The following is a 3,050-nucleotide window of genomic DNA, read 5'->3' on the forward strand; positions in this document are numbered from 1 at the left end:
ACCGGTTATGTGCTGTCTGATCTTGTGACGGTTTCATCTACAGATGTTCCTGCAGAGATCCGGATGGGACAGCAGGAAAAAGTACCGGGCGGAAACGGCCCGACAGGGGACAGCGTTTTAAAGATCACAGGGGATGAGAAGAACAACAAGCGCTGCTATCAGCCGCTGGCCATCTCCGGCAAAAAGGGCGACTGCTTCATGGCCTGCGGCTGGGGCTATGCCGACAGCGTGAGCCTGAAAGAGAAGTTCTTTGAAAGCGATCCCCATGCAGGCAACAGCTTAAACAGCAGGAAGAACCGCCATTTCGGCCTCCATATCAACTTCATATCCAGTGATACCAATGACAGGAATGACATCCACTATGCGGAATTCGGGGCAGACTGCAGTGAATGGCAGTTCATGAACACCGCCTTTGTGGCCAGACATGACTATGTACGTGTGGATATCGGCTTCACATACGGCAGCAACAGCAACAATGCCTACTTTACGGGCCTTGGCCTTTATAAAGAAGAATATGGCACAAGCTTTGCCTATGATGACAAGGGCAACGTGGTGAAGGTGACAGACCAGGCGAAGAAGAACAGCAGCTTTGAGTATGATGCCGCCGGAAACATTGCAAAACTGATTGATATTAAGGGCAATCATTTTGAGTATACGCACGATGATAAACACAGGCTGACAGGCGCAAAGTCTGCAATGAATATGAAATATGCATTTGTATATAACAGTCAGGGCGGAATATCTTCAGCAAAAGTTGTAGATCCATCCAACGCAGCAAAAGCCATTACAGCGACTGCGGAGTATACAAAAGATGGCAGTTACATATCCAAACTTTGTGATGAAGATGGAAACAGTACATCTTATGGCTGGGATACGGCAAAGGGATGGATGACGTCTGTAACAGATGGTGAAGGAAACCGGACAGATTATACCTATGATGCATGCAACAGGGTGACAAAAGTGACATCTTCTGCGGATATCAACGATAAAGAACAGAAGATTTCTGTGGCATATACCTATAAGAATGACCGAATGACGCAGATTGAGCATAACGGTTTTGTATATGAGCTTTTGTATGATGGATTCGGCAAAGAGACAGCGGTGAAGATTGCGGGTACACAGGCTGTGAGCCATACATATGACAGTAAAAACGGACTGCTGCGCAGTACATCTTATGCAAATGGATTTTCAATCCGATATGAGTATGATACCCTGGACCGTCTTCAGAAAATGGAAGCATTAAAGGACGGCAGTGTGATATATACATGCAGACTCATTTATGACAAGCATGGACAGATATGCAGAAGGGAACTGGAAGGCGACAAATCCTGTATCTGGACATATGAATATGATTTGCTTGGCCGTATGGGAAAAGCTGTTTCGAATACCGGCGAAGAACGATTGTATCATTATGATGCGAATGGTAATGTAGACAGTGTGACAACATTGTGTGATGGTAATAAGCAGACAACCGTGTATACATTTGATAAGGATGACAGGGAGACAAAACTTCAGGCGGGCAGTGCGGTTGTGTCAAGAACCTATGATGCTTATGGCCGCAGGTATATCTCAGACAGAAGCAGCGGTGCGTTTAAAACGACTTACAGATATGCTGTTAATGCGGCGGGACAGCCGGTCAACAGAATGGAAGCTGTTGAGAATAATGGCAAAAAGATTCAGTATACCTATGATAATAATGGAAATATCAGAACTATACAGGACGAGGTTGGTGTAACAACTTATCATTATGATGCGCTGCAGCGTCTGATCAGGGAGGACAATGTACGTTTAAACAAAACAATTATTTATACCAGAGATGCAGGCGGCAATGTGACTCAGAAGAAGGTTTATGCCCTTAGTACACAGGAAAATCCGGAAGGTCAGCTTGAACAGACAATGGTATATGCTTACGCAGACGGATGGAAAGACCAGATGACAGCAGTGGATGGACAAGCTGTTGCTTATGACACAGCAGGTAATATGACAGCATACAAAGGCCGGAAATACAGTTGGTGCGGCAATGGTATCCTGACGGATGTGATAAAGGAAGATGGCACTCAGATTCATTATGCGGTCAATGCGGAAGGTGTCCGTATGGAGAAGAAAGTAAATGGTGTAGTTGCAGCCACTTATTTTACTGATGGCAGTCAGATCCTTGGAGAGAAAAATGCTTCAGGTTATCAGTCTTATATTTACAATTCCGGCGGTGAAATAGAAGCCATTTATTATAAAAAGAGTGTCTACTATTATATCAAAAACGGTCAGCAGGACATCATTGGCTTGTGTGATGCATCCGGCCAGTGGGTTGTGGATTACAGCTATGATACATGGGGGAATCTTCTGAAGGCAGGTGGCTCCATGGCGTCAACACTTGGTGTGGATAACCCATTCAGATACCGCGGTTACTATTATGACACAGAAACAGGACTGTATTATCTGGAAAGCCGTTATTATAATCCGGAATTAGGCAGAATGATGAGTGCGGACAGTCTGTCAGTGCTGGGCATGAGCAAAACGACACTGAATGACAAGAACCTGTATAACTACTGTGACGGTAATCCGGTCGGAAGAGTGGATGAAAGTGGAACATTTCCAGTAGCTATTTTTATCCAAGGTGCAATCGGAGGGGTTATTGGATTTGCATCAGGAGTTATGACAGCAGGTGCAGTTGCAGAAATTGAAGGAAGAAAAGTAACAACTAAAGAAGTGCTAACTGGCGCGGTTACTGGATTTTTTACAGGTGCAGCTTCGGGTATGATAAAATCAAAAGGAGTAGCATGGATAGTAAATATAGCAATTACAGGCGCAGTTACAGCGTATGCGACGGATGGTTCTATTAAAGACAAGCTAGGTGCAGCGTTAAATGACATGACAAAGGCAGCAGTGACAAGTGTAGCCTTTGGTGTAGAATTACCAATATTGGAAGATATGGGTAACACTATTTTAGGAGCAGCCGTAGGTGGAATATATGACATGTCCATTGCAAAAGCAAACAGCGGCAGAAAAAATAATACATCCAGAACATCTGCATCATCATCTTCAAAGAGTGG

The 3,050-nt window shown here is 44.4% G+C and carries 1 protein-coding gene; it reads left to right on the top strand.

Annotation, left to right across the window (positions count from 1 at the left end):
- Positions 1–3,050, top strand: a 3,050-nt coding sequence (locus tag WMO25_RS16650; RefSeq protein ID WP_349086277.1) for an RHS repeat-associated core domain-containing protein, incomplete at both ends; no start/stop codon positions are given.

Origin of the sequence: Coprococcus intestinihominis (assembly GCF_040096555.1) — a bacterium.
GTDB classification, from domain to species: domain Bacteria; phylum Bacillota; class Clostridia; order Lachnospirales; family Lachnospiraceae; genus Coprococcus_A; species Coprococcus_A intestinihominis.